At 68.5% G+C, this 24,015-nt stretch carries 26 protein-coding genes; 12 read left to right on the top strand and 14 right to left on the bottom strand.

Going from position 1 to position 24,015, the window contains the following annotated elements:
* The first annotated feature begins 39 nt into the window (after nt 1–39).
* Both AACZ75_RS06815 and AACZ75_RS06810 read left to right on the top strand, forming a co-directional pair.
* Nucleotides 40–1,905, top strand: a complete 1,866-nt coding sequence (locus tag AACZ75_RS06815; RefSeq protein ID WP_339872022.1) for a sodium:proton antiporter — start codon at nt 40–42, stop codon at nt 1,903–1,905.
* A complete protein-coding gene (locus AACZ75_RS06810) occupies nt 1,902–2,447 on the top strand; it encodes an OmpA family protein (RefSeq protein ID WP_339872021.1) in 546 nt (181 codons plus the stop codon). The genes AACZ75_RS06815 and AACZ75_RS06810 overlap by 4 nt, the downstream gene beginning before the upstream one ends.
* A 10-nt stretch (nt 2,448–2,457) precedes the next feature.
* Here the strand turns inward: AACZ75_RS06810 and AACZ75_RS06805 are convergent, their stop codons facing one another.
* On the bottom strand, nt 2,458–3,222 hold the full coding sequence (locus tag AACZ75_RS06805) for a Coq4 family protein (protein WP_339872020.1): 765 nt from the start codon (nt 3,220–3,222) through the stop codon (nt 2,458–2,460).
* 161 nt (nt 3,223–3,383) lie between these two features.
* Between AACZ75_RS06805 and AACZ75_RS06800 the strand changes: the two genes are divergently transcribed.
* Complete coding sequence (locus tag AACZ75_RS06800) at nt 3,384–3,596, top strand: ribbon-helix-helix domain-containing protein (RefSeq protein ID WP_339872019.1); 213 nt, start codon at nt 3,384–3,386, stop codon at nt 3,594–3,596.
* 48 nt (nt 3,597–3,644) lie between these two features.
* Nucleotides 3,645–4,361: an SIMPL domain-containing protein gene (locus tag AACZ75_RS06795; protein WP_339872018.1), complete on the top strand. Its 717-nt coding sequence runs from the start codon at nt 3,645–3,647 to the stop codon at nt 4,359–4,361.
* A gap of 3 nt (nt 4,362–4,364) precedes the next feature.
* On the opposite strand, the gene AACZ75_RS06790 is transcribed toward AACZ75_RS06795, so the two are convergent.
* Both AACZ75_RS06790 and AACZ75_RS06785 read right to left on the bottom strand, forming a co-directional pair.
* Complete coding sequence (locus AACZ75_RS06790; protein ID WP_339872017.1) at nt 4,365–4,637, bottom strand: hypothetical protein; 273 nt, start codon at nt 4,635–4,637, stop codon at nt 4,365–4,367.
* An 8-nt stretch (nt 4,638–4,645) separates the two neighbouring features.
* Nucleotides 4,646–4,846 (bottom strand): hypothetical protein, encoded by a 201-nt coding sequence (locus AACZ75_RS06785; protein WP_339872016.1) that lies wholly within the window; start codon nt 4,844–4,846, stop codon nt 4,646–4,648.
* A 167-nt stretch (nt 4,847–5,013) separates the two neighbouring features.
* On the opposite strand from AACZ75_RS06785, the gene AACZ75_RS06780 reads away from it, so the two are divergent.
* The 6 genes from AACZ75_RS06780 (at nt 5,014) to AACZ75_RS06755 (ending at nt 12,296) form a co-directional block, all read left to right on the top strand.
* On the top strand, nt 5,014–7,350 hold the full coding sequence (locus AACZ75_RS06780; RefSeq protein WP_339872015.1) for a UvrD-helicase domain-containing protein: 2,337 nt from the start codon (nt 5,014–5,016) through the stop codon (nt 7,348–7,350).
* 49 nt (nt 7,351–7,399) lie between these two features.
* The gene (locus AACZ75_RS06775; RefSeq protein WP_339872013.1) at nt 7,400–7,672 is read left to right on the top strand and encodes a hypothetical protein; all 273 of its coding nucleotides are present in this window, start codon (nt 7,400–7,402) and stop codon (nt 7,670–7,672) included.
* Complete coding sequence (locus AACZ75_RS06770; protein WP_339872012.1) at nt 7,669–7,947, top strand: type II toxin-antitoxin system RelE/ParE family toxin; 279 nt, start codon at nt 7,669–7,671, stop codon at nt 7,945–7,947. Before AACZ75_RS06775 ends, AACZ75_RS06770 begins: the two co-directional genes overlap by 4 nt.
* A 152-nt stretch (nt 7,948–8,099) precedes the next feature.
* Nucleotides 8,100–9,377: an O-antigen ligase family protein gene (locus AACZ75_RS06765; protein ID WP_339872011.1), complete on the top strand. Its 1,278-nt coding sequence runs from the start codon at nt 8,100–8,102 to the stop codon at nt 9,375–9,377.
* The gene (locus tag AACZ75_RS06760) at nt 9,343–11,442 is read left to right on the top strand and encodes a DNA topoisomerase IV subunit B (RefSeq protein WP_339872010.1); all 2,100 of its coding nucleotides are present in this window, start codon (nt 9,343–9,345) and stop codon (nt 11,440–11,442) included. Before AACZ75_RS06765 ends, AACZ75_RS06760 begins: the two co-directional genes overlap by 35 nt.
* A 32-nt stretch (nt 11,443–11,474) precedes the next feature.
* Complete coding sequence (locus AACZ75_RS06755; RefSeq protein WP_339872009.1) at nt 11,475–12,296, top strand: hypothetical protein; 822 nt, start codon at nt 11,475–11,477, stop codon at nt 12,294–12,296.
* A 49-nt stretch (nt 12,297–12,345) separates the two neighbouring features.
* Here the strand turns inward: AACZ75_RS06755 and AACZ75_RS06750 are convergent, their stop codons facing one another.
* The gene (locus AACZ75_RS06750) at nt 12,346–12,684 is read right to left on the bottom strand and encodes a hypothetical protein (RefSeq protein WP_339872008.1); all 339 of its coding nucleotides are present in this window, start codon (nt 12,682–12,684) and stop codon (nt 12,346–12,348) included.
* Nucleotides 12,685–12,936: 252 nt separating this feature from the next.
* On the opposite strand from AACZ75_RS06750, the gene AACZ75_RS06745 reads away from it, so the two are divergent.
* Nucleotides 12,937–14,622 carry a DEAD/DEAH box helicase gene (locus tag AACZ75_RS06745; RefSeq protein WP_339872007.1) on the top strand — a complete coding sequence of 562 codons (1,686 nt, stop codon included), beginning with the start codon at nt 12,937–12,939 and terminating at the stop codon, nt 14,620–14,622.
* Nucleotides 14,623–14,729: 107 nt separating this feature from the next.
* Nucleotides 14,730–15,788 (top strand): GGDEF domain-containing protein, encoded by a 1,059-nt coding sequence (locus AACZ75_RS06740; RefSeq protein ID WP_339872006.1) that lies wholly within the window; start codon nt 14,730–14,732, stop codon nt 15,786–15,788.
* On the opposite strand, the gene AACZ75_RS06735 is transcribed toward AACZ75_RS06740, so the two are convergent.
* From AACZ75_RS06735 to AACZ75_RS06690, 10 genes are all read right to left on the bottom strand, one after another.
* Complete coding sequence (locus tag AACZ75_RS06735; protein ID WP_339872005.1) at nt 15,789–16,172, bottom strand: TfoX/Sxy family protein; 384 nt, start codon at nt 16,170–16,172, stop codon at nt 15,789–15,791.
* Nucleotides 16,173–16,175: 3 nt separating this feature from the next.
* Nucleotides 16,176–16,571, bottom strand: coding sequence for an iron-sulfur cluster assembly accessory protein (locus AACZ75_RS06730; protein ID WP_339872004.1), 396 nt, complete (start codon nt 16,569–16,571; stop codon nt 16,176–16,178).
* Nucleotides 16,572–16,581: 10 nt separating this feature from the next.
* Nucleotides 16,582–16,902 (bottom strand): SUF system Fe-S cluster assembly protein, encoded by a 321-nt coding sequence (locus AACZ75_RS06725; RefSeq protein WP_339872326.1) that lies wholly within the window; start codon nt 16,900–16,902, stop codon nt 16,582–16,584.
* Between the two features lie 80 nt (nt 16,903–16,982).
* Nucleotides 16,983–18,350, bottom strand: coding sequence for a cysteine desulfurase (locus tag AACZ75_RS06720; protein ID WP_339872003.1), 1,368 nt, complete (start codon nt 18,348–18,350; stop codon nt 16,983–16,985).
* Entirely contained in the window at nt 18,329–19,351 is a 1,023-nt protein-coding gene (sufD, locus tag AACZ75_RS06715) for a Fe-S cluster assembly protein SufD (RefSeq protein WP_339872002.1), read from the bottom strand. The genes AACZ75_RS06720 and sufD overlap by 22 nt, the downstream gene beginning before the upstream one ends.
* The gene (gene sufC, locus AACZ75_RS06710) at nt 19,348–20,097 is read right to left on the bottom strand and encodes a Fe-S cluster assembly ATPase SufC (protein ID WP_339872001.1); all 750 of its coding nucleotides are present in this window, start codon (nt 20,095–20,097) and stop codon (nt 19,348–19,350) included. The genes sufD and sufC overlap by 4 nt, the downstream gene beginning before the upstream one ends.
* Nucleotides 20,098–20,142: 45 nt before the next feature.
* Nucleotides 20,143–20,829, bottom strand: coding sequence for a TIGR02466 family protein (locus AACZ75_RS06705; RefSeq protein ID WP_339872000.1), 687 nt, complete (start codon nt 20,827–20,829; stop codon nt 20,143–20,145).
* On the bottom strand, nt 20,826–22,292 hold the full coding sequence (gene sufB, locus AACZ75_RS06700; protein ID WP_339871999.1) for a Fe-S cluster assembly protein SufB: 1,467 nt from the start codon (nt 22,290–22,292) through the stop codon (nt 20,826–20,828). Before sufB ends, AACZ75_RS06705 begins: the two co-directional genes overlap by 4 nt.
* Nucleotides 22,293–22,295: 3 nt before the next feature.
* Nucleotides 22,296–23,435 carry a cysteine desulfurase family protein gene (locus AACZ75_RS06695; protein WP_339871998.1) on the bottom strand — a complete coding sequence of 380 codons (1,140 nt, stop codon included), beginning with the start codon at nt 23,433–23,435 and terminating at the stop codon, nt 22,296–22,298.
* Nucleotides 23,432–23,896: an Rrf2 family transcriptional regulator gene (locus AACZ75_RS06690; protein ID WP_339871997.1), complete on the bottom strand. Its 465-nt coding sequence runs from the start codon at nt 23,894–23,896 to the stop codon at nt 23,432–23,434. The genes AACZ75_RS06695 and AACZ75_RS06690 overlap by 4 nt, the downstream gene beginning before the upstream one ends.
* Nucleotides 23,897–24,015 lie beyond the last annotated feature (119 nt).

Raw genomic sequence — 24,015 nt, 5'->3', positions numbered from 1 at the left:
ATTGGCTAGACTCACGATCTTCCGTAACATCGGGGCAGAATGGAAAATCAGGGACTGGTCCTCGCGGCAATCGGCGTGCTGGGTATCGGCGCGCAATGGATCGCCTGGCGCACCGGGTGGCCGGCGATCGCCCTGATGCTGCTGGCCGGCATCATCGGCGGTCCCCTGACCGGCTTCATCCAGCCCGAGCGCGACTTCGGTCACCTGCTGGAGCCGATCATCTCGCTGGCCGTGGCCATCATCCTGTTCGAGGGCGGGCTGAACCTGAATTTCCGTGAGCTGCGGCATGCCGAGGGCGCGGTGCACCGGCTGGTGTTCCTGGGTGTGCCGATCGCCTGGGTGCTGGGCACCCTCGCCTGCTACTATGTCGCCGGCCTGATCTGGCCGGTGGCCATCCTGTTCGCGGGCATTCTGGTGGTGACCGGTCCGACCGTGGTCCTGCCCCTGCTGCGCCAGACCAATCTGGCCCAGCGCCCGCGCGCCATCCTGAAATGGGAAGCCATCGTCAACGACCCCCTGGGGGCCCTGTGCGCGGTGCTGACCTATGAGGTGCTGCACCGGGCCGGTCAGGGCGACACCGTCGTCGGCGTCGTCGTCTCGCTGCTGCTGGCGGCGACGGTCGCCGGCCTGATCGGCTGGGGCGCGGCCCGGGCCATCGCCTGGGCCTTTCCGCGCGGCTATGTGCCCGAATTCCTGAAGTCCCCGGTGCTGCTGATCACCGTCATCGGCGTCTTCGTCGGCGGCAATATGATCCAGGACGAGGCCGGGCTGTTGACCGTGACGGTGATGGGTGTGGCCCTGGCCAATATGAACCTGGCCAGCTTCCGGGACTTCCGGCATTTCAAGGAGAACATCACCGTCCTGCTGGTGTCGGGCGTGTTCGTGATGCTTTCGGCGTCGCTGAACCTCGAGGTCCTGCGCCAGTTCGAATGGCGGTTCGCGGCCTTTCTGATCGTGTTGCTGTTTATCGTGCGCCCGGCCACCGTCCTGCTCAGCCTGGCCTTCAGTCCGGTGCCGCTGCGCGAGCAGCTGTTCATCGGCTGGATCGCCCCGCGCGGCATCGTCGCGGTCGCCATCAGCGGCCTGTTCGCCCTGCGGCTCGGTGAGTTGGGCTATGCCGACGGCAGCACCCTGGTGGCCCTGTCCTTTGCCGTGGTCATCGCCACCATCGTCGCGCACAGCTTCACCGCCAAGCTGGCGGCGCGCTGGCTCGGGGTCACGGGATCGTCGGACCGGGGCGTGCTGATCGTCGGCACGACGCCCTGGAGCCTGTCGCTGGCCCAGATGCTGACCTCGCTGAAGATCCGCGTGCTGATCGCCGATACCAGCTGGCAGCGCCTCGCCGCCGCGCGGCAGATGGGCATGCCGGTCTTCCACGGGGAAATCCTGTCGGAAGGCAGCGAGGACCATGTCGACATGGGCCAGTTCCAGGCCCTGGTCGCGACGACCGACAACGAGGCCTACAACGCCCTGGTCTGCAACGAGCTGGTCCCCGAGATGGGCCGTCATGCCGTCTTTCAGCTGGGCGATACCTCGGAAAAGAACCCGCGGGCCCTGCCCCCGGCCCTGCGTGGCCGCACCCTGTTCGCCTCGGGCCTCGGCGTCGAGGAGATCGCGCGCCGCGAACGCGAAGGCTGGGGCTTCCGCAAGACCCGCCTGAGCGAGAAATTCAGCATGGACGACGCCCGCGACGAGCTGCCCGCCGAGGCCGACCTTTTGCTGCTGGTCCGGGAAGACGGTAAGCTGCATTTCTTCAGCCATGCCTCGCGGCCCAGGCCGCAGCCGGGCGATACCGTCGTGTCCTATGTCCCGCCGCGGGATCCGGCCAAGGCCCGGGCCCGCAAATCCCCGCCCCCGAAAGGAGACGAAGGCATGACCCCACTTCCTTCGCCGGCCGGCGCATGAACCGTCATCTGCCCGTGATCGGCGTCGGCCTGGTTCTCGCCGGTCTGGCCGCCGCCTGCGACGACCGGTCCGTCGATCGCGGTCCCGCACCGGTGCCGGCGGTCGAGGCCGGCGCGCCGCCGACCGCCTCCATCATCCGCCCGTCGGTCCGGGCCGAGATCGAGAACCGCCAGGCCCCGGCACCGGAACCGGTCGAGGCCCGGGTCCTGTTCGACTACGGCAGCGCCGAACTGTCCGAGGCCGCGCGGGCCAGTCTGGACGCTGTGCTGGCGACCGAAGGGCTCGTCGACAACGGCTGGTCGCTGACCCTGACCGGTCGCACCGACAGCCGCGGTGGAACCCGGGCCAACCAGCGCATGGCCCGCGAGCGCGCCGAGGCGGTGCGCGACTATCTGGTCGAGCGGGGTCTTGCGGTCGGGCAGATCACCGTCGTCGCGGCCGGCGCGGTCGAACCCGCGCCGGACCAGGCCGGAACGGATGGGTCCGAAGCGCGCCGCGTCGACGTCCTGGCCACCCCGCCGCCGCCGACCTTACGTCCGTGAACGGGCCGGATCAGGCCGAGCGCAGCTTCAGGCCCTGACGCACGGCCACCGGCACCGCGTCATAGACCGTCGGCGGACGGATGCCGAGCGTCTGACGCACTTCGGTCAGCGGCCGCTCGAACAGGGCTTCGTAGTCGAGCGCCGGCAGCCAGCGCGCGGCGCGGCCGTTGCGCCACGCCTGCAGCACGGCCTTGCGGGCCGGGATGCTGCGGTTCTCGCGCTGGACCTCGCGGGCCGCGCCCCAGCCGATGAAGGCGAAGCCCAGATTGTGGGTCTGACCATAGGAAAACGACACGACGCAGGCCTCGCCCAGGGCGTCGGTCTCATAGCCGGTCAGCACGTGCCAGATGTCGTGGACGTCGCGCAGGCGACGCGAATACCAGATCAGCGGATGGGGGGCGTCGATGAAGGGCACCACCTCGCGCTCGACCGCGGCCAGGCCGTCGGCGGTAAAGCCCCGGGCGTTGCGGAACGACCGGTAGGCCCCGCCGACCGTGCCCTCGGGAAACCGGGCCAGCCACTCGGGATCGTCGAGCTTGTGGGCCAGTTCCTCGTGCAGGAAGGCCTGCCGTCCGCCCTCGGTGGTCTTCAGCAGCCGGTAGTAGCCGCGCGACACCGAGCGGCCGCTGAGCGCCTTCATGATCTCGAACACCTGGGCGGTGTCCTCCTTGTCGCGGATCAGCCGGCCGAAGGCCTGGAGGGCCTTGATCGGGCGCAGGCGTTCGGAACGCTGGCGCATGAAGTCTTCGGAGCCGGTCGCGGTGGTCATCGTCATGCCAGAGGCCTTCCTGATCACTGACAACATAGCGGCTTTCGCGTCGCACGGGAACGGGCATGGCGACCCGGACCGACTGGTCCGCGACGGGACGATCGCGCTAGGGATATCCACCGGCGATCACGCCGTCCGGGCACGGTCGCCATGCTGGAGCGGAGTGGATGCTGAAGAAGCGGTCGGTCATGCTGTCGGGCCACGCCACCTCGGTGGCGCTGGAACCGGAATTCTGGGTCATCCTGGACCGGGTCGCCGCCGCCCGCGGCCTGAGCCATGCGGGACTGCTGGCCTGGATCGACACGACGCGGGGTCGGCGATCCCTGGCCTCGGCCTGCCGGCTGCTGGCGCTGGAACAGGCGGCGCGCCACGGCGATTGACAGCTTCCCGCATCGGCGCATCCTCCGCCCCTGAACCCGGAGGCGACCATGCGCGACCATCCCCTGATGCCGGCCCTCGTCGTGGGGGCCCTGCTGGCCGTGGGCCTGATCGGCAGCGGGGCCTTTGTCGGCCAGGGTCTGGTCAATGCCCGGATCGGTGATCGATCGGTCACCGTGCGGGGCCTGGCCGAACGGGACGTCCGGGCGGATCTGGCGGTACTGCCGTTGCGCTTCACCGCCTCGGGCGATGTGCTGTCCGAGGTCCAGGGCCGTATCGACGGCGATCTGGTTATCGTGCGCCGCTTCCTGACCGCCCAGGGCTATCCGGAGGACGCCGTTTCGCTGGGGCGGCTGGAAGTGGCCGACACCCGATCCCGCGAATACGCCAGTCAGTCCGGCGGGCCGCGCTTCATCCTGGCCCAGACCGTGGGGGTGCGCAGCACGGACGTCGACCGGGTGCAGGCCACCAGCCGGGCGCTGAACGAACTGGTGCGACAGGGGGTGGTGCTGCAGGACTACGCCGGCCCGACCTATATCTTCACCCGGCTCAACGCGGTGCGCCCGGCGATGATCGCCGAGGCCACGGCCTCGGCCCGGACCGGGGCCGAGCAATTCGCCAAGGATTCCGGCGCGCCCCTGGGGCCGATCCGCCAGGCCAACCAGGGCTCGTTCCAGATTCTGGCCCGCGACGAGGTCGGCGACGAAAGCACGTCGCCGGACAAGAAGGTGCGGGTCGTAACGACGATCAGCTATCGCCTGCGCTAGGACTCACGGAGCCGGATCGGTCGCCGGAGCGGGTGCCACGCGCCGGTCAACCGGCGGCACGATCGGACCGTCCGGCAGGCGCGGCGTATCCGGCAGGGTCGGCTGCGGCAGGGGAAGGTCGACCTGGACCGGTCGCCGAGGCGACAGCGGCGCGGCCGCCCTGACGATCAGCACGATGAGAATGACCGCCAGCCCGACCAGCAGCCCCGCGACCACCAGTCCCCGCCAGCCGGGGCCGGCCCGGTGACCGGACGTGGTGTCGCGGGGCGCGGTCATGGCCGGATTCAGCCGGCCGGGGCGGGAACGGACGGGGCCGAGACCTCCGGCAGGCTGACATCGACGTCCACCTGCTTCGGCTCGGGCGAGGCCCCGGTGAAGACGAAATAGGCGACGATGGCCAGAACCACGACGATGCCGCCGACGATGAAGGCCAGGCCGGCATTGCCGCCGCCGCTGTTGCCGCTGTTGGTGTTGTTGTCGGTCATTTTGATCTCCTGATCCGGTTCGGTTGAAAGGCAAACGACGGTCAGGCTTGGCGGTTCCAGCACCGATGCCCGTGGGCAGGGGATGTCGGGAGCCGGTCGACGGATGTGCTCATTATGTTCTAGACATCGCCCTCCCCGCTCCCGACTGATCCGGAACCCCGCCACCCGTGACCGACCTGCCTGTTCCCAAGATTTCCGACCTCGCCCGCGCCCGTCCGCCGGGCGGCGGGACCGGCGACTATCTGGCCGGACTGAACCCCGAACAGCGGCTGGCGGTCGAGAGCGTCGACGGCCCCGTGCTCGTTCTGGCCGGGGCCGGAACCGGCAAGACCCGGGTGCTGACGACGCGACTGGCGCACATCCTGGCGACGGGACGCGCGAAACCGTGGGAACTGCTGGTCGTCACCTTCACCAACAAGGCCGCGCGCGAGATGCGCGAGCGGATTACCCATCTGATCGGCCCCTCGGCCGAGGGGTTGCGCTGGCTGGGCACCTTCCACTCGGTGGCGGCCCAGATCCTGCGCCGGCACGCCGAACTGGTCGGGCTCAAGTCCAGCTTCACCATCCTCGACACCGACGATCAGGAACGGGTCTGCAAACAGCTGCTGGAAGCGGCCAATCTCGACACCAAACGCTGGACGCCCAGGTCGCTGAACGGGCTGATCGACCACTGGAAGAACCGCGGCTGGACGCCCGAAACCCTGCCCCCGGCCGAGGATTTCGCCAACGGCAAGGGCCACGGCCTCTATGCCGCCTATCAGGCGCGGCTGCGCAGCCTGAACGCCTGCGACTTCGGCGACCTGTTGCTGCACAACCTGACCATATTGTCCCAGCATGCGGATATCGCCGAGGAATACCGGCGGCGCTTTCGCTATATCCTCGTCGACGAGTACCAGGACACCAATGTCGCCCAGTATCTGTGGCTGCGGCTGCTGACGGCCTCGACCGGCAATGTCTGCTGCGTCGGCGACGACGACCAGTCGATCTATGGCTGGCGCGGGGCCGAGGTCGACAACATCCTGCGCTTCGAACGCGACTTCCCGGGCGCGAAGGTCATCCGGCTGGAGCGCAACTATCGCTCGACCCGGCACATCCTGGGGGCCGCCTCGGGCCTGATCGCGGCCAATCGCGACCGGCTGGGCAAGACGCTGTGGACCGAGGACGACAGCGGCGACAAGGTCCAGGTGCGCGGCGTCTGGGACGGCGAGGCCGAGGCCCGGCTGATCGCCGACGAGATCGAGACCGCCCGCCGCCCCCATGCGGGCGAGCCCGGCATGAAATACAGCGACATGGCCGTGCTGGTGCGGGCCTCGTTCCAGATGCGGGCGTTCGAGGAACGGTTCGTGATGCTGGCCATCCCCTATGTGGTGATCGGCGGGCCGCGCTTCTACGAACGGGCCGAGATCCGCGACGCCCACGCCTATCTGCGGCTGATCAATTCCGAGGACGACGACCTGGCCTTCGAGCGCATCGTCAATGTGCCCAAGCGCGGCATCGGCGACACCAGCGTCCAGAAGGTGCTGTCGATCGCCCGCCAGTCGGGCGTCTCGGCCATGGCGGCGGTGCGCGACCTGATCACCTCCGACGAGTTGCAGGCCCGCACCCGCACCGCCCTGTCGAATTTCGTGCGCGACATCGACCGCTGGCGCGCCATGGCCGTCGACTCCCCCCACTGGGAGGTGACCGAGACCCTTCTCGAGGAGAGCGGCTACACCGACATGCAGAAGGCCGACCGCGCCACCGGCCAGACTCGGCTCGACAACCTCAAGGAACTGACCCAGGCGATGCAGGCGTTCGAGACGCTGGGGGCCTATCTGGAACATGTGTCGCTGGTCATGGAGATCGACCGCGGGGCCGGTGACGACGCGGTCCAGATCATGACCCTGCACGGGGCCAAGGGGCTGGAGTTCCCGCTGGTCTTCCTGCCCGGCTGGGAGGAAGGCGTGTTCCCGTCGCAGCGCTCGATCGACGAGAAGGGCGAGAAGGGCCTCGAGGAGGAACGCCGCCTCGCCTATGTCGGCGTGACCCGGGCCAAGGCCAGCGCCCGCATCAGCTTCGCCGCCAACCGGCTAGTTTACGGTCGCTGGACCAGCCAGCTGCCCAGTCGCTTCGTCGACGAACTGCCGATGGCCCATGTCGAGGCCCAGAGCGAGACCGGCTACTACGGCGCGTCGGACGGGATGAAGGAGGCCAGGTCGCGCTGGGACGAGGCCCCCAGCTTCGGGGCCGGTTATTCGTCACCCGGCTGGAAACGGGCCCAGAGCTTCACCGCCGGCGCGACCCCGCGCGACCGCCAGGCCCGCAAGACCGTGATCGAGGGCCAGGGCCGGCTGATCGCCACCGCCGACCCGAAGGCCGCTTCGAAATGGGCCAGGGGCGAGCGCGTCTTCCACCAGAAATTCGGCTACGGCACCGTGCGCCTCATCGAGGGCAACAAGCTGCTGGTCGATTTCGAAAAGGCCGGCGAGAAGCGGGTCATCGACAGTTTCGTGGAGAAGACGTGAGAGCGTTTCCATCGACCACTCAACACTGAAACATGCTAGTCTGATCGTCATGGCTGACGGCGCTCTGACACTCAAACTCGACCCCTACGCCACCGCAAAGCTGGCGAAGAAGGCGAAGGCCGCGGGCGTGTCCCCCGAAGAGCTCGCGACGTCGCTGCTGAGCGCCCAACTCTTCGACTACGACGATTTCGAATGGCCGGAGGGCGGCGACCCCCGCACGGCGGTCGCAGAACCCGTTGTCGAGGAAGGGGCTCGGGACTGGGATGAGGTGCGGCCGGAACTCGAAGCCTACCTCGAGGAGAAGCTGAAGGCCCGGCGTTGAAAGTCCGGCTGACCAGCCGGGCCCATCTCGATCTTCGTCTCCAGATCGACTGGCTGACCGACCGGTCGCCGCGTTCCGCCCGAAAGGCGGTCCGCGCCATCTTCGACACGATCAGTCGACTCACGAGCCATCCACTTTCGGGTCATGCAACCCCCGGCGATGAGCGCGAGGCGCAGGTGCGGTTCGGCCAGTTTGGTTTTGTCATTCGCTATGAGGTTCGGCAAAACGAGGTGATCATCGTGCGGGTCTTCCATGGGGCTCAGGATCGGTCCTGAACCGGCACCATCCAAGGCCTGGAACGTCGCACGCGCATCCCCGTCCCAACACTTCGTTAAGCACGACCGCGCACCCTGCGCCGGTGCGCCCGTCCCGTCCTGATTCCCGGCTGACCGATCGCGAACCGCTCCTGTGGGAGCGGGTCGGGGCGATGATCTGTATCGCCATGCTGACCGGGGCCCTGATCGGGCCGGTATTCGCCCCGGACCAGGGCGAGACGCCGATGCTGCGCCTGATCTGGCTGCCGGTCTATGCGATCATTTTTGGCCTGATCCTCGCGCGGTTCGAGCAGGTCGTGCGCGTCTGGCCCGCGTGGCTGGCGCTCGCCGGGCTGGTGGCCCTGGTCTATGCGTCGAAATTCTGGTCGATCGACCCGGCCGTGACCGGGCGCCGGGTCATCGCCATGACCATGACCGGCAGTTTCGCCCTGTACCTGGGCACCGCCTTCACCGGTGATCGCCTGCCGCGCCTGCTGATGCAGACCATGCTCGTCCTGGCCGTCGGCAGTCTGGTCATGGTGTTCGCCTTCCCGACCATCGGCGTGCACCAGCAGGACAACGCCGGCCTGTGGCGGGGCCTCTGGTACGAGAAAAACCAGATGGGGATCGTCATGGTCGCCGGGGCCACGGCCGCGGCGGCCTGCCTGGCGGCGGAGACCGGACGCTGGAAGGCCCCGGCCCTGACCCTGGTGCTGACCACGGCCCTGGTGGTCGCGACCCAGTCCAAGACCTCCCTGCTGTGCCTGCTGCTCGGTCTGGGTCTGGTCGCGGCCCTGTGGACCATGCGCCGGGGCGGACCGGTCTTCACCGTCGTCTGCGTGTGGCTGGGCATCGTCGTCGCCGGGATCGGCATGTACGTCTTCCTGACCGAGCCGGAGTCGATCCTGGTGGCGCTGGGCAAGGATCCCTCCCTGACCGGGCGCACCCACATCTGGGACAGCCTGATGCGCCGCGTCGGCGAGCGACCGTGGACCGGCTATGGCTACAGTGCCTTCTGGGGTCGGGAATCGGTGCCGGCCGCCTTCGTGCGCCAGGAGACCGGCTGGCTGGTGCCCTCGGCCCACAACGGCTGGATCGACCTGCTGGTGCAACTGGGCTGGCCGGGCGCGGTCGCGGTCGCCGGCCTGTTCGTCACCGCCACCGTGGTGACCCTGGTCCGGCTGGGGTCGGCCGGGCTGCGCGAGGGCTATTGGGCCATCGCCTATCTGGCGGTTTTCCTGCTGCTCAGCCTGTCGGAGAGCGTTCTGCTCAGCCATGCCAGCCTGCCGTGGACCCTGTTCCTGGCGATATTGGCGCGCGCCCTGTCACCGCAGGCGCTGGCGATATCCACATCGCTTGCCCCGAACCCGCAGGCGGCCTACCAGACCCGTTCCCGAATCGCCGCACAGTATGCCCATGGGCCAGCCCGCAGACCTCTTCTCAGCCTTTGACGACGACCAGCCGACGCCGGTGACGACCGCGGCTGCGCCCGCCACAGCCACGCCCGGTCCTCCGCCGGCCCCGGCGGCGGCGGACCCTGCCCCGCAGTCGGCACCGGCGAGCCCGCCCTCGGCCCCGCCGGTCCCCGGCAGCTATTCGGCCTCGTCGATCGAGGTGCTGGAAGGCCTCGAGCCGGTGCGCAAGCGGCCCGGCATGTATATCGGCGGCACCGACGAGCGGGCCCTGCACCACCTGTTCGCCGAAGTCCTCGACAATGCCATGGACGAGGCCGTGGCCCGCCATGCCAAGCTGATCACCGTCGACCTCGACGCCGACGGCTTCCTGTCGGTGCGCGACGACGGGCGCGGCATCCCGGTCGACCCCCACCCCAAACATCCCGGCAAGTCGGCGCTGGAAGTGGTGATGACGGTGCTGCACTCGGGCGGCAAATTCTCGGGCAAGGCCTATGAGACCTCGGGCGGCCTGCACGGCGTCGGCGTCAGTGTCGTCAACGCCCTGAGCGAGCGACTCGACGTCACCGTCTGGCGCGACGGTCATGAGTGGAAACAGTCGTTCTCGCGCGGTCTGCCGCTGGGCCCGATCGAGCGCGGCGTGCCGTCGAAGAAGAAGGGCACCTTGATCCGCTTCCGCCCCGACGAGCAGATCTTCGGCACCGGCGCCGCCTTCAAGCCCGCCCGCCTGTTCCGCATGGCCCGGTCCAAGGCCTATCTGTTCCGCGGCGTCGAGATCCGCTGGAGCTGCGCCCCGGAACGGATCACCGACCACACCCTGACCGAGGCGGTGTTCCACTTCCCCAACGGCCTGGCCGACGCCCTGGCCGAACGGATCGGCGATCTCGAGACCGTGACTCCCGCCTTCGAGGGTCGGGTCGAGCGCAAGGGCGAGGCCGGGGCGGTCGAATGGGCCGTGACCTGGTCGCCGATCGGCTTCGGCGAGTCCGACGGCTTCGTCCAGTCCTACTGCAACACCGTCTCGACGCCCGACGGCGGCACCCACGAGGCCGGCTTCCGCGCCGCCCTGGTCAAGGGGCTGAAGTCCTACGGCGAACTGAGCAACGAGAAGCGCGCCAGCCTGATCACGGCCGAGGACGTGATCGCCAATGCCGGGGCGATGATCTCGGTGTTCGTGCGCGATCCCGAATTCCAGGGCCAGACCAAGGACCGCCTGTCGTCGCCGGACGCCCAGCGTCTGGTCGAGCAACTGCTGCGCGATCCGCTCGACCACTGGCTGACCGAAAGTCCGAAACAGGCCAACACCCTGCTGGGCTTCGTCATCGAACGGGCCGAGGACCGGCTGCGTCGCCGCAAGGACAAGGAGGTCCAGCGGGCCCAGGCCACGCGCAAGCTGCGCCTGCCGGGCAAGTTGTCGGACTGCTCGCGTCAGTCGGCCAACGGCACCGAACTGTTCATCGTCGAGGGCGACTCGGCCGGTGGCTCGGCCAAACAGGCGCGCGACCGCACGACCCAGGCCATCCTGCCCCTGCGCGGCAAGATCCTGAACGTCGCCTCGGCCACGGCCGACAAACTGCGCCAGAACATCGAACTGTCGGACCTGCAGCTGGCGCTGGGTGTGATCACCGGCCCGCGATTCAACATCGACGACCTGCGCTACGAGCGCATCGTCATCATGACCGACGCCGACGTCGACGGGGCCCATATCGCGGCCCTGCTGATCACCTTCTTCTATCGCGCCATGCCCGAGGTCATCCGTCAGGGCCGGCTCTACATGGCCCTGCCCCCGCTGTACCGGATCAGCGCCGGGGCCCTGTCGGACTATGCCCGCGACGACGCCCACCGCGACGAACTGCTGGCCACCACCTTCAAGGGCCGCAAGGTCGAGATCGGGCGGTTCAAGGGCCTGGGCGAGATGATGGCCTCCCAGCTGAAGGAGACCACCATGGATCCGAAGAAGCGCACCCTGGCCCGCGTCACCCTGCCCGAGAGCGAGGACGAGATCGAGGATCTGGTCGAGCGACTGATGGGCAAGAAGGCCGACGCCCGCTTCCGCTTCATCCAGGACAATGCCCAGTTCGCGGTGGCCGACCTGGACGTGTAGCGCTAGGGTCGGCCCGCAACCCGGAGCTGTCCATGCGTCTCGCCGCCTTCGTTGCCGTCCTCGCGCTCGGCTGGCCCGCCCACAGCCTGGCCCAGACCCCGTCACAGCGTGACGCGGGTGCCCCATTGCCCGAGCCCGTTCCGATCGAGGCGTGGTCGACCGACAAGGTGTCGCGCATCGGTCTGGAGATGTACCGGCTGGATCGTGCGGCATGGCTGGCCACCGACGCCCTGCGCGACGCCATCCCCGGGCAGGCGCTGACCTCCGTTCGCGGCTGGCTGATCGAGTCGGCCGGAAACGGGCACAGGGTCCGGTTCTATCGCGACGGTGACCCCGATCCCGTGCCCGGCTGGGACGTCGTCGTGACCCGGACCGCCGGGCCCGCAACGCCCGCGACCGCGACCACCCTGACCCCGGGCGAGCTGGCGCAGACCCGCGCACTGGCGACGGCCCGGGCCAACATCGGCGAGCTCCGGTGCGCGGCGCGCGTCAACACCGTCATCATGCCGGATCCGGACAGCGATGACTGGCTGGTCTGGCTGCTGGTGCCGACACCGGAGAGCGGGGCCATCCCCGTCGGCGGACACTACCGCTTCCGGATCAGCCCGGACGGTCAGTCAGTGCTGCGCCGTGATCAGCTGAGCAACGGCTGCTTCTTCGCCGACCCGCCGCCCGAGGGTACCCGGGACACCATGCTGTTCTATACCCAGATCGTCTCCAGCGGCCCGACAGAGACCCAGGTCTTCCTGTCGATCCAGAAGCAGATGACGTTGGTGATCGTGGCGGGCGGGCGCTATTTTTCCGTCGGCGGTGCCCGGATCGCGGACATCACGGACAGGGTCAAACCGCGTTAGGCCGTCATGCCGGGCGGGCCCGCCGATCCGTCCGTCCGAAGCGGTTCGCCTAACGCCCCGCCTGCAGCTCGTTCTGGACGCGGCGGCCCAGCGGGTCGCGCGCCGGCCAGGTTTCGCCGACCGAGGCGTCGATCATCGGCGTGCAGAAGCGGGGAATGAGCATGCTGGGCTCGATCCGGTTCAGGCAGACGCGATCCCCGTTGACCGCCCACTGGGCCCGAAGTTCACGACCGTCGGAAAACCGGGCGAGGTAGGAGCCGTCCCGGTTGAACCAGTGCTTGACCCAGCCGCCGTCGGGATAGCGGCTGACGACCGTGTTGCCGAAGACCACATCGATACCGGCATGGCCGGGCGAGGCCATAAGGCATCCGGCCAGTGCGATGATCATGCCGAAAAGCCGCATGGATAAAGCCCCCACTTCCATCCCCGGAAACGACTATTAACGAACTGTAAGGAATTGCCAAGGGCCGCGCGATCCCGAACCCGACCCGCAAAACTTGACTTGGACGTGGGGTCTTCTATACCGCTGACATCCGGAACAGGTCTGGCGAATCCGCGCCGCCCGCTCGCCCATTGAGGGGCGGTTCCGCGCATTTGCCGCCGCCCCCTGACGAGGGGCGCCTATTGTTCCCAAGGATCCATGACAGAATTCAATCAACTGGGCCTCTCGCCCACGACCCTCAAAGCGGTCGCCGATACCGGCTACACCACGGCCACCCCCATTCAGGAGCAGGCCATTCCGGTCGCCCTGGCCGGACGCGACGTGCTGGGCATCGCCCAGACCGGCACCGGCAAGACCGCCGCCTTCACCCTGCCGCTGATCGACCGTCTGGCCAAGGGCCGGGCCCGGGCCCGGATGCCGCGGGCCCTGGTGCTGGCCCCGACCCGCGAACTGGCCGACCAGGTCGCGTCCAGCTTCGAGAAATACGCCAAGGGCACCAAGCTCAACTGGGTGCTGCTGATCGGTGGCGTGTCGATGGGCGAGCAGGTCGCGGCCCTGAACAAGGGCGTCGACGTGCTGATCGCCACCCCGGGCCGGCTGCTGGACCTGTTCGAACGCGGCAAGATGCTGCTGACGGGCGTCGAGATCATGGTCGTCGACGAAGCCGACCGCATGCTGGACATGGGCTTCATCCCGGACATCGAACGCATCTTCAAACTGACGCCGCCGCGGCGCCAGACCCTGTTCTTCTCGGCCACCATGCCGCCCGAGATCACCCGGCTGACCACCCAGTTCCTCAAGGATCCGACCCGGATCGAGGCCTCGCGTCCGGCCATGACCGCCGAAACCATCGCCCAGTATCTGGTGCGGGTCCCCAACAGCGATCCCAAGACCAAACGCGCGGCCCTGCGGGCCCTGATCGGCCGCGACGACGTGCGCAACGGCATCGTCTTCTGCAATCGCAAGTCCGAGGTCGACGTCGTCGCCAAATCGCTGAAGTCGCATGGCTTCGATGCGGCCCCGATCCACGGTGACCTCGACCAGTCGCTGCGCATGAAGACCCTGGCCGACTTCCGCTCGGGCGAGCTGAAGATCCTGGTCGCCTCGGATGTGGCCGCGCGCGGCCTCGACATTCCCGACGTCAGCCATGTGTTCAACTATGACGTCTCGCATCACGCCGACGACTATGTGCACCGCATCGGCCGCACCGGCCGGGCCGGCAAGAAGGGTCAGACCTTCATGATCGTGACCCCCGGCGACGACAAGTCGCTGGATAAGGTGCTGAAGCTGATCAAGATGGATCCGGAAGAATTGGTGCTGGATCTCGATTTCGGGGCCATCAAGACCGGCGCGCCGCGTCGCGAGGAGGGCCGGTCGGGCCGGGGCCGCAGCGAGCCCCGTGCCGAGAGCCGCAGCGAGAGCCGGGGCGGTCGCACGCCGCGCGCCAAGGCCGTGGACGCCCCCGCCGTCGAAGCGCCGGTCGCCAGGGTCGCGGCAGCACCGTCCCCGCCCCCGTCGGATGCCGGGACCGAGGAGGCCCCCCGCCGGGCCCGCAGCCGCCGCACGCCCAAGAGCGCCGCGGCCTGCCCGGCCCCGATCGATGCGCCCGTCGCCGAGCCTTCAGCCGCTCCGGCCGCGCCCGAACGCACGCGCAGTCGCACCCGGAGCCGGTCGGCAAAGCCCGACCGTGCGCCCCAGGTCGACGCGGCACCGGTCGTGCCGGAGGCACCGGCCGCCCGGCCGGTCCAGGAACCGCGCCTGCGCCAGGTCGACCGCCGTGCCGGTGCCGAGGCCGCCGAACCGGCGATCGCGGGCACCGGCAAGGCCTTCGGCGAATCCGACGTTCCCGCCTTCCTGCGCCGGCCCGCGACGCTCAAGGGCTGAACCGGGCCGGTGTGCCGGCTTTTGGCGCCGGTTTAACCCGACGTTACGGAAGCCGGGCCTAGTCTCTCCGCATCTAGGACCACTCCGACGGTCTGCGGGGGCTAAGAATGGCTGCACAGGTGGAAACCACGCTTCGGGGACCGGATTCCTACTCGCTGGCGCGTCGCGTCATCGAGGCGATGGAAGCCGCCGAAGTCTGGCCGACGCCGGTCAATTTCGAGCTCTGGCTCTACTATCTCGGCGAACCCGACGGGCCCCTGGGACGCGAGATCCAGCGCCTGCTCGAGACGCGCGAGCCGTTCAGCGAAGCCACCGCCGACATGCTGGCCGCCGAATACCTGCCCCGGGGCCGGCTGTCCGAGGAGATCCGCGACGCGGGCCGGGTGCTGGACCGCGAACTGTCCAGCGTCGCCGACGCGATTTCCGACGCCCACAGCAGCAATGTCGCGTTCAGCGCCACCCTGGCCGAGGCCTCGGCCAATATCGAAAGCGCCGACGACCCGGAGCAGCTGAAGATCCTCGTCACCGGCCTGACGGCGGCGACGCATCAGGTCCAGGCCGAGAACGCCAGTCTCGAACAGCGACTGGACACCTCGACCCAGGAAGTGGCCCGGCTGCGCGAACACCTGGAACTGGTGCGACGCGATGCGATGACCGACGCCCTGACCAACCTGGCCAATCGCAAGGCCTTCGACATCCAGCTCGAATCCGCGACCAAGGCGGCCGAGACCGGCTCGTCGTCCCTGGCCCTGGCGGTGCTCGATATCGACCATTTCAAACGGTTCAACGACACCTGGGGCCATCAGACCGGCGATCAGGTGCTGCGCTATGTCGGCAGTGTGCTGGCGCGGGTATCGCCGGAACCGCGCTTCGCCGCCCGCTACGGCGGCGAGGAGTTTGCGCTGATCTTCCCGGCCGAGAAGACGACTGCGGTGCTGGCCGCGCTGGAATGCGTGCGCAAGGAAATCCGTTCGCGCGCCCTGCGCCGGCGCTCGACCAATGACGACCTGGGGGCCGTGACCATCTCGATCGGCTTTGCCGAACGCCTGCCGGGCGAGACCGCCATGTCCCTGCTCGAACGGGCCGATGCCGCCCTGTACGAATCCAAACACGGGGGTCGCGACATGACGACCCGCGCGCGCAACCAGCAACAGGCCGCCGCCTGATCATCCGGTCCCGTCGGTCCGGGCCTTGGGCTTTCGCGGTGTCGTCTTGCGCGCCGCCTTGCGCACCGCCGCCTGCATGGCCCCGCGCGCCCAGCGGACGGCCTCGTCGGCGTCGTCGGCGGCTCTGTCCGGCAGGCTCCAGTAGGCCATCGCCATCGACCGGCCGTCTTTCGCGGAATAGGCAAATTGGCGCGCGCCCGCCGCGATCAGGGCCGGCGCGTTCCCGTCATCGGCCTTGAGCCAGACCACGCCGTCGTCGAGCAGGGCCCAGATCAGGCCGTTGGCATAGACGCTGGCCGCGCCGAACATCGGCTTGATCTCCAGCGGCCCCAGGGCGGCGAAATGTTCCCGAACCCAGTCGCCGAAGGCCCGGTCATAGGCCACGGTTCAGTCCTCGAGCGCCGCGGCCGGGATGATGGTGACGCTCTCACCGCAGCCGCAGGCGTCGGTCTGGTTCGGATTGCGGAAAACAAATTTCGACGACAGGGTCGTGGTCTCGAAATCGATCTCCGAGCCGATCAGGAACAGGATGGCCTTGGGGTCGATCAGGATGGTGACGCCCTTGTCCTCGACCACCTCGTCCAGCGGCTCGATCGTGTCGGCATAGGCGAAGGTGTACTCCTGACCGGCACAGCCGCCGTTCTTGACCCCGACGCGCAGCCCGACCCGCGGGGTCTCGGCCCGGGCCATGATCTCGCGCACGCGCGCGGCGGCGGCGTCCGTCAGGGTCACGACCTTGGGGCGGGGGCGGCGCGGGCGGGGAGCGGTCTGAAGGTCGGTCAATGATTGATCCTCAGAACATGTTCAGGGCCAGCTTGGCCTCGTCACTCATCTTGGACGGTTCCCACGGCGGGTCGAACACCAGGCTGGCGCGTGCCGACTTGATGCCGGGCACCCGCATAACCGCCTCCTCGACCCAGCCGGGCATTTCGCCGGCGACCGGACAGCCGGGGGCCGTCAGGGTCATGTCGATCAACACGTCCTTGTCGTCGGAAACGTCGACCTTGTAGATCAGGCCCAGCTCATAGATGTCGACCGGGATCTCCGGGTCGAACACCGTCTTCATCGCGGTGATCAGATCGTCCGTCAGCTGGTCCAGCTCGGCCTGCGACATGGCGCTCCTGGCCGACTCGTCCCAGGTCTCGGCGAAGGTGCCACTGCTGGTGGTAAGGGTTCCGTCGTCCATATCGTCCGTCATACAAAAAACTCGCGCGCCCTGATCAGCGCATCGACAAAGGCATCGGCGTCCTCTGTCGTATTATATAGGGCGAAACTGGCCCGGGCGCTTGAACTCACCCCAAATCGTTTCGCCAGCGGCTCGGCGCAGTGCAGCCCGGCCCGCACCGCCACGCCGTAACGGTCCATGATCTGCGCGATGTCATGGGCGTGGGCGTCGGCCACGGTGAAGGTCAGGATGGCCCCCTTCCCGTCTGCCGTGCCGAGGATGCGCAGCCAGTCGAATTCGGCCAGCCGCTCGCGGGCGTGATCATACAGGGCCTGCTCGTGCGCCGCGATCGCGGCCCGGTCGAAGCCGGACAGCCAGTCCAGCGCCGCGCCCAGGCCGATGGCCTCGATGATCGGCGGGGTCCCGGCCTCGAACCGGTGCGGAACCCCGGCATAGGTGACCCGGTCCTGTTCGACCGTGGCGATCATCTCGCCTCCGCCCTGATAGGGCGGCAGGGCCTCCAGCGCCGCACGTTTGCCGTACAGACCGCCGATCCCGGTCGGGCCATACAGCTTGTGGCCGGTGAAGACATAGAAGTCGGCGTCCAGCGCCTGGACGTCCGGCGCGCAATGCACCGCCCCCTGGCAGCCGTCGACCAGCACCAGCGCCCCGGCCGCATGGGCCAGGTCGGCGACGGCGCGCACGTCAGTCACCGTGCCCAGCACATTGGACATATGGGTGACGGCGACCAGCCGCGTGCGCGGCCCGATCAGGCCCGCCAGCGCCGCCATATCCAGGGCCCCGTCGTCCAGCACCGGGGCCCATTTCAGCACCGCGCCGAACCGTTCGCGCAGCATGTGCCAGGGCACGATATTGGCGTGGTGCTCCATCTGGGTGACCACGATCTCGTCGCCCGGTTTGATGGACGGGCCCAGACCGGCCGCGACCAGATTGATGGCCTCGGTCCCGCCCTTGGTCCAGACGATCTGCTCGGCGGATTCCGCGTTCAGGAACCGGGCCAGCGTCTCACGCGCCTTCTCGAACGCCTCGGTCGTCTCATTGGCCAGGGTGTGCAGGCCGCGATGGACGTTGGCGTAGTGCCCCTCCATCAGCCCGGTCATGGCGGCGATCACCGCGCGCGGCTTCTGGGCCGACGCGGCCGAGTCCAGATAGACCAGCGGCTTGCCGTTCACCGTCCGCGACAGGATCGGGAACTGGGCCCGGGCGGCGTAGGGGTCGAATGCCGGCGTTCCTCCCCCCCCGGGGGAGGGGGACCGCGAAGCGGTGGCGGGGGTCTGCCGCGCCGCCGGTGTCAGGGTCTGACCCCCTCCACCATGCTGCGCATGGTCCCCCTCCCCCGATGGGTGAGGAATAATCACAGCCGCCCCGTCAACCATTGATTCACCACATCCCGTACCGCCTCCGGCTCGATCCGGTCGGTCACCTCCCGCAGGAAGGCCTCGGTCAGCAGGGCGCGGGCCTCATCCAGCGGCAGGCCGCGCTGCTGCAGGTAGAACAGGGCCGCCTCGTCCAGATTGCCGACGGTATTGCCGTGCGCACACTGCACGTCATCGGCATAGATCTGCAGTTCCGGCTTGGCGTCGACCTCGGCCCGTTCACCCAGGATCAGGGCGTGGTGGCCCATGCGCGCGTCGGTGCCGTCGGCCCCGCGTTCGACGATGATCTTGCCCTGGAAGACGCCGCGGGCGCTGTCGCGCACCACCCCCTTGGTCAGCTGCGCGGTCAGGCCGTCGGGGCCGACATGATCGACGACCGTGGTCTGGTCGGACTGGCGGCTGTCGGACAGAACATACAGGCCGTCGAGCCGCACATCGGCCGCGTGGCCGTCATGGGTGACCTGGGTCTCCAGCCGCTGCAGCCGGGCACCGGTCGTCAGGATGGTCTGGCGATAGCGCCCCCCCTGCCCGACGTTGACCGTGGCCTGGGTGATCGAGACGGCGTCCCCGGGTTCGTCGACCAGGACGATGCGGGTAACCGTCGACCGGGGCGCGACGTCGATCGTCAGGCGGTTGTGGGCCGCATAGGCCGAACCCCGGCCCTCATGACTCTCGAGGATCAGCAGGTCGGCGTCCGGCTGGGCCGCGATGCGGACCGTGGTCGTATGGCCGGTCCCGACCGCGTCCGAAACGAAGCGCAGCCGCAGGGTCTTGCGGCCCCGGCCGACATAGGCGTCGGCCCCGACCGCACGCCCGTTGGCGAACACGATCCCGTCGCCACCCAGGGCGAAGAAGGGACCGCTCCCGTCGACCACACCCGGTGGCGACGGCGGCGGCGCGTCGCGCAGTCCGCGCTGCAGGTCCGTGTATTTCCAGGTCTCGACCCGCTTCGACGGGAAGGTGGAAACGTCGTTCAGATCGATGCGGACGGGCGCGTTCACGCCGCCGCCGGAAGGTACTGGTCGTAACCCTCCGCCTCCAGCTGATGCGCCAGTTCCGGGCCGCCCGAGGCGACGATGCGGCCGGCAACCAGCACATGCACCCGGTCGGGTTTGATGTAGTCGAGCAGGCGCTGATAGTGGGTGATGACCAGCATGGCCCGGTCGGGCGAGCGCATGGCGTTGACGCCCTCCGAGACGATCCGCAGGGCGTCGATGTCGAGGCCGGAATCGGTCTCGTCGAGGATCAGCAGCGACGGCTCCAGCAGCGCCATCTGCAGGATCTCCATCCGTTTCTTCTCGCCGCCCGAGAAGCCGACGTTGAGCGGCCGCTTCAGCATGTCGAAATCCATCTTCAGCGCCGCCGACGCCGCCCTGACCTGTTTCAGGAAGGCCGGGGCCGAGACCTCCTCCTCGCCACGGGCGCGCTTCTGGGCGTTCAGCGCCGTGCGCACGAAGGTCAGGGCCGGGACGCCGGGAATCTCGATCGGATACTGGAACGACAGAAACACGCCCCTGGCCGCGCGTTCGGACGGGTCCAGGGCCAGCAGATCCTCGCCCTTCCAGGCCACGGAACCCTCGGTCGCTTCATAGCCGGGCCGTCCCGACAGGGCATAGCCCAGCGTCGACTTGCCGGCCCCGTTCGGCCCCATGACGGCGTGCACCTCGCCGGCCGGGACGTCGAGCGTCAGGCCCTTGAGGATGGCTTTGTCACCGATGGCGACGTGGAGGTTGTTGATGGAAAGCACGTCAGGGCCTCGTTGGGAGAGATGCGGGTTTCGGGGCGGAGGCGGTCACTGAAGCGGGCCCGGCCTGGGTCGTGCCGGCGACACGGCATTCAGGTTCATCGCGATGCTGATGCGTTCGCCGGAGCCGGTGTAGGTCGATACCCCGTGCTTGAGCCACGAGGGGGACAGCACCAGGTCGCCGATCGCCGAACTGACCGTCAGCGCCCCGTTGTACCGGGCCCCGGAGGCGTCGGTCAGGCGGAAGCCCCGGTGCTGCATACTGGGCAGCGGATGGCGCGGATCCTCGAAATGCAGCCGTCCGCCCACGTCCTCGCCCGCCGCGGCCTCGCCCAGGTCGACGTAGAAGACCGCCGCCCACAAAGAGCCGGGATGGACGTGGATCGCGTTCGAGGCCCCGGGCCCGGAAATGTTGGCCCACATCTCAACCGTCCAGTCGAAGTCGTCCGGCGAAGCGTCGGCAAAGGCCGAGGCGCTCTTGGCCAGGCCGACGGACAGTCGGGCCAGGGTCCGCGCCGCCGAGCCGCCCCAGTCCATCATGTCATAGGTCGAATGCCAGCCGCCGACATTGGTCTTGGCCACACCCGGATGACTGTCGCGCCGGGCGCGGGTGACCGTCCCGAGGTCGCGCGCCAGCGCTTCGCCGCCGGCGATCTTCCCGACCACCAGCGGCGTCGAGAACAGATGGCTGACCTGGACCGTCATGTCGACGTCGGCGGCGGCGGGAGTCGTCATCCGACACTCCCCTCCAGCGAGATCGCCACCAGCTTCTGCGCCTCGACCGCGAACTCCATCGGCAGCTTCTGCATCACGTCACGGACGAAGCCGTTGACCAGCAGGGCCACGGCCTCCTCTTCCGAAAGCCCGCGCTGCTGGGCGTAGAACAGCTGGTCATCGGACAGGCGGGTGGTGGTCGCCTCGTGCTCCAGCTGGGCCGAGCCGTTGCGGGCCTCGATATAGGGCACGGTGTGGCTGCCACAGTCCTTGCCGATCAGCAGGCTGTCGCACTGGGTGAAGTTCCGCACCCCGGTCGCCTTCGGGTGCACCGAGACCAGGCCGCGATAGGTCGAGTCGGACTGACCCGCCGACACCGCCTTGGCGATGATCCGGCTCTTCGAATTCTTGCCCAGATGGATCATCTTGGTGCCGGTGTCGGCCTGCTGATGTCCGTTGGTGATGGCGATCGAATAGAATTCGCCCGAGCTGTCCTCGCCCTTGAGGATGCAGGACGGATATTTCCAGGTGACGGCGCTGCCGGTCTCGACCTGGGTCCAGCTGACCTTCGAGCGATCGCCGCGGCAGTCGGCGCGTTTGGTGACGAAATTATAGATGCCGCCCTTGCCCTCGGCGTCGCCGGGGTACCAGTTCTGCACCGTCGAATATTTGATCTCGGCGTCGTCCAGCGCCACCAGTTCGACCACGGCGGCGTGCAGCTGGTTCTCGTCGCGCATCGGGGCGGTGCAGCCCTCGAGATAGGAGCAGTAGCTGCCCTTGTCGGCGATGATCAGGGTGCGTTCGAACTGGCCGGTCTGCGAGGCGTTGATGCGGAAATAGGTCGACAGCTCCATCGGGCAGCGCACGCCCGGCGGGATGTAGACAAAGGAACCATCGGAAAACACCGCGCTGTTCAGGGCCGCGAAATAGTTGTCCGAGACCGGCACCACCGAGCCCAGATATTTGCGCACCAGCTCAGGATGTTCGCGCAAGGCTTCGGAAATCGGCATGAAAATCACGCCGACCTTGGCCAGCTCGGCCTTGAAGGTGGTGACGACGCTGACGCTGTCGAACACCGCGTCGACGGCATATTTCGGCGCGCCCTCGACCCCGGCCAGAACCGCCTGTTCGCCCAGCGGAATGCCCAGCTTGGCGTAGACGGCCAGCAGTTCGGGATCGACCTCGTCGAGGCTCTTGGGCCCGTCCTTCTTCTTCGGCGCGGCGTAATAGAACAGCTCCTGATAGTCGACCGGCGTATATTTCACCGCGGCCCAGGTCGGCTCTTCCATGGCCAGCCAGCGCTCATAGGCGGCCAGACGCCATTCCAGCATCCAGTCCGGCTCGCCCTTCTTCTCGGAGATGAAGCGGACGATGTCGGCGTTCAGCCCCTTGGGCGCGTATTCGGTCTCGATGTCCGAGGTAAAGCCGTGCTCGTATTTCTCGAGGGCGGCGACGGCATCGATGGTTTTCTGGACAGCGGCCATGACTCAGGCGGTTTCCTTCGCGCGTTCGCTCAATCGGGCCCGGTGCTTGGCATAGGCGGCGGTCCACAGGTCGGCGAACCGCTGCCAGTCGGCCTCGGTCGTGCCCCAGCCGCCGGAGACCCGGACGCCACCGGTTTCCAGGTGATGCAGCCCCATGGCCGAGACGGCCTTGGACGGCTTGGTCTTGCCCGAGGAACAGGCCGATCCGGCCGAGACCATCACCCCCTGCAGGTCGAGGGTGATCAGCTGCTGCGGGCTGTCCCAGTCGGGCACGGCCATGAACAGGGTGTTGGGCAGGCGCTCGGCCTTGATTCCCAGCACCGTGGCCCCTGCGGCGGTGACGGCGGCGGCGGCGGCGTCGCGCCAGGCCGCGTGGCTCAGACTCGTCGGCAGGTCGCGCAGGGCGCAGACGGCGGACTCGCCGAAGCCGGCGAGGCCCGGGGTGTTCTCGGTGCCGGCGCGCAGGCCGCGCTCCTGGCTGGAGCCGTGCACCATGCGCACCACCGGCGCGCCCGCGCGCGAGATCAGCGCGCCGACGCCCTGCGGGCCACCCAGCTTGTGAGCCGACAGGGTCAGGGTGTCGGCGTCCAGCGTCGCCATGTCGACCGGGATCTTGCCCGCCGACTGGATGGCGTCGACATGCATCCAGCCGCCGGCGGCATGGACCAGACGCGCGGCCTCGGCGATCGGCTGGACCACACCGGTCTCGTTGTTGGCGTGGTGGACGGCGACCACGGCACGGCCCGGCCGCTGCAGGGCCTCGGCCAGCCAGGCCAGGTCGATCACGCCCTGGTCGTCGACCGGCAGGCACTCGACCGGTCGACCGAAGGTCAGGGCCGTCTCGGCGACGCAGGGATGTTCGGTGGCGCTGACGATCAGGCGCTCGCAACCGGCCGCCAGGGCGCTGAGCAGGGCCTGGCCGTTCGACTCGGTCCCGCCGGAAGAGAAGACCACGGCCGTCGCATCCACCCCGACCAGGGCCGCCACCTGGGCGCGGGCCGTCTCGATGCGGGCCCGGGCACGACGCCCGGCGGCATGCACGGCATTGGGGTTGCCGTTGTCGGCCAGGGCCGCGGCCATGATGGCCTGGACCTCGGGACGGACGAGGCCGGAGGCGTTGTAGTCCAGATAGATCGCGCTCACGCCGCCGCTCCAATATTGTCGTCACCGGCCGCGCGTCGTCGCGCCCCCGTTCGGTTCAGCACCACATCCTCCAGCGACACCTGCGCCAGAAAACGGTGAATCTCGTCGCCCAGATCGGCCCACAGATTGTGGGTGATGCAACGTTCCCCGGCCAGCATGCAGCCGCGCGGGGCGGTCTCGCCGGTGCAGCGGGTCGCCCGGATCGGTTCGTCGACGGCGAAGACGATCTCGGCCACCACCGTCTCATGCGCGCCCTTGGCCAGACGATAGCCGCCGCCGGGGCCGCGCACGCTCTTGACCAGACCGCTCTTGCGCAGCCGTGCGAACAGCTGCTCGAGGTAGCTGAGCGAGATCTCCTGGCGCGTGGCGATCTCGGACAGGGAGACCGCGCGATCCGTCCCGTTCCGGGCCAGATCGGCCATCGCCATCACCGCATATCGTCCCTTGGTCGACAGACGCATGGTCCACCTTCAAAAATCGCGCGCTTTTCAGGACCGCTGTGCTAGAACCCGCGCCTTCAAGAAGGCTGCAGCGCGCCTGCCGGACATAGAAAGTCCTACTAGCGCGGTCAAGTATTACG

Origin of the sequence: uncultured Brevundimonas sp., assembly GCF_963975535.1 — a bacterium.
In the GTDB taxonomy this organism is placed as follows: Bacteria; Pseudomonadota; Alphaproteobacteria; order Caulobacterales; family Caulobacteraceae; genus Brevundimonas.
The sequence above is the reverse complement of the archived record's forward strand: the minus strand, read 5'-3'. Positions and strand labels throughout refer to the sequence as shown.

Bases quoted from the DNA above. Each gene is read 5' to 3' on its own strand.
- AACZ75_RS06750 (WP_339872008.1), bottom strand. From the start codon at position 12,684: ATGATCATCGCACTGGCCGGATGCCTTATGGCCTCGCCCGGCCATGCC.
- AACZ75_RS06705 (WP_339872000.1), bottom strand. From the start codon at position 20,829: ATGACGACTCCCGCCGCCGCCGACGTCGACATGACGGTCCAGGTCAGC.
- AACZ75_RS06745 (WP_339872007.1), top strand. From the start codon at position 12,937: ATGACAGAATTCAATCAACTGGGCCTCTCGCCCACGACCCTCAAAGCG.
- AACZ75_RS06810 (WP_339872021.1), top strand. From the start codon at position 1,902: ATGAACCGTCATCTGCCCGTGATCGGCGTCGGCCTGGTTCTCGCCGGT.
- AACZ75_RS06690 (WP_339871997.1), bottom strand. From the start codon at position 23,896: ATGCGTCTGTCGACCAAGGGACGATATGCGGTGATGGCGATGGCCGAT.
- AACZ75_RS06815 (WP_339872022.1), top strand. From the start codon at position 40: ATGGAAAATCAGGGACTGGTCCTCGCGGCAATCGGCGTGCTGGGTATC.
- AACZ75_RS06775 (WP_339872013.1), top strand. From the start codon at position 7,400: ATGGCTGACGGCGCTCTGACACTCAAACTCGACCCCTACGCCACCGCA.
- AACZ75_RS06740 (WP_339872006.1), top strand. From the start codon at position 14,730: ATGGCTGCACAGGTGGAAACCACGCTTCGGGGACCGGATTCCTACTCG.
- AACZ75_RS06785 (WP_339872016.1), bottom strand. From the start codon at position 4,846: ATGACCGACAACAACACCAACAGCGGCAACAGCGGCGGCGGCAATGCC.
- AACZ75_RS06760 (WP_339872010.1), top strand. From the start codon at position 9,343: ATGGGCCAGCCCGCAGACCTCTTCTCAGCCTTTGACGACGACCAGCCG.
- AACZ75_RS06795 (WP_339872018.1), top strand. From the start codon at position 3,645: ATGCGCGACCATCCCCTGATGCCGGCCCTCGTCGTGGGGGCCCTGCTG.
- AACZ75_RS06800 (WP_339872019.1), top strand. From the start codon at position 3,384: ATGCTGAAGAAGCGGTCGGTCATGCTGTCGGGCCACGCCACCTCGGTG.
- AACZ75_RS06765 (WP_339872011.1), top strand. From the start codon at position 8,100: ATGATCTGTATCGCCATGCTGACCGGGGCCCTGATCGGGCCGGTATTC.
- AACZ75_RS06790 (WP_339872017.1), bottom strand. From the start codon at position 4,637: ATGACCGCGCCCCGCGACACCACGTCCGGTCACCGGGCCGGCCCCGGC.
- AACZ75_RS06720 (WP_339872003.1), bottom strand. From the start codon at position 18,350: ATGGTTGACGGGGCGGCTGTGATTATTCCTCACCCATCGGGGGAGGGG.
- AACZ75_RS06725 (WP_339872326.1), bottom strand. From the start codon at position 16,902: ATGTCGCAGGCCGAGCTGGACCAGCTGACGGACGATCTGATCACCGCG.
- AACZ75_RS06805 (WP_339872020.1), bottom strand. From the start codon at position 3,222: ATGACGATGACCACCGCGACCGGCTCCGAAGACTTCATGCGCCAGCGT.
- sufB (WP_339871999.1), bottom strand. From the start codon at position 22,292: ATGGCCGCTGTCCAGAAAACCATCGATGCCGTCGCCGCCCTCGAGAAA.
- AACZ75_RS06755 (WP_339872009.1), top strand. From the start codon at position 11,475: ATGCGTCTCGCCGCCTTCGTTGCCGTCCTCGCGCTCGGCTGGCCCGCC.